General features: G+C 35.1%; 2 protein-coding genes. Both read right to left on the bottom strand.

Translation table 11 applies throughout. The features are described from left to right. Positions 1–172 precede the first annotated feature (172 nt). Entirely contained in the window at positions 173–604 is a 432-nt protein-coding gene (locus tag IEV85_RS24725) for an SMI1/KNR4 family protein (protein WP_188467945.1), read from the bottom strand. 2 nt (positions 605–606) lie between these two features. Next, complete coding sequence (locus IEV85_RS24720) at positions 607–780, bottom strand: HNH endonuclease (RefSeq protein ID WP_188467944.1); 174 nt, start codon at positions 778–780, stop codon at positions 607–609. Positions 781–840 lie beyond the last annotated feature (60 nt).

Below are 840 nucleotides of genomic sequence, written 5' to 3'. Positions count from 1 at the left end.
AAATACTGTTCCCTTACCATAATATCTATCCAGTAGACTGTGGCAAAACTTATGAAATACAGGCCTTCTTTATTATGAAATTTATATTTTCTGCTCATTTCTATTCATTTTACTTTTTCTACTAGACGCACGCGGCACGCGTGCGCTAGCTGGGTCACACTTGGCTCATTTTTTATTCTTCTACTTCAAGACCATTAACAAACTGTTCAAAACTATCCGCTAACAGAGTTAATGCATCTTCAAGAGCTTCATCCATGCGACAAAAATATATTTTACCATAGTCTACTTCTTGAACTGATATAACATACTGCCATCCACCTGAATCATCTGCAAAAGCCAAGTATTTACTTTCAAAAAAATCATTCAAATTATCAAAACTAAATTGTACTGATAATTCAATTTCGGAGTCAAAAGGATAGAAATGATGAATTTCATAGTTTCTTCCATCTTTTTCATAAAGATCTTCTTTAACTGTGTAAGGGTTTTGAGTTAATAAAAACTCTCGGTATGAATCAGGGAATTTTATCCCTTTTTCACTTTCAAACAAGGTCAGCTCACTGTCTAACCCCAACCTACCAGCTTGCTTAATTTGTAATTTCTTCATATTTAATCTGTATAAGTTGTGCCTGAATAATTCTCAAACTGCTTTACTGAACCTGTATGTGGTAAGCTTCCCGTATGATCAGTGGTCTTTACTAATTGCATGGTAGATTCCCCCGCTGGCGCACGCGTGCCGCGTGTGACCATACCATTTAAACCATAAATATCTACCAATTTCATTTCTGTTAATTAACATAATCAATAGCTAAAACACCTTTTCCACCACTATAGTCAATTGCA

The organism is Marivirga lumbricoides (assembly GCF_014636295.1).
Lineage (GTDB): Bacteria > Bacteroidota > Bacteroidia > Cytophagales > Cyclobacteriaceae > Marivirga > Marivirga lumbricoides.
This window is presented reverse-complemented; position numbering and strand designations above follow the sequence as displayed.

Excerpts from the sequence above, each read along its gene's own strand:
- IEV85_RS24720 (WP_188467944.1), bottom strand. The coding sequence starts at position 780 with ATGAAATTGGTAGATATTTATGGTTTAAATGGTATGGTCACACGCGGC.
- IEV85_RS24725 (WP_188467945.1), bottom strand. The coding sequence starts at position 604 with ATGAAGAAATTACAAATTAAGCAAGCTGGTAGGTTGGGGTTAGACAGT.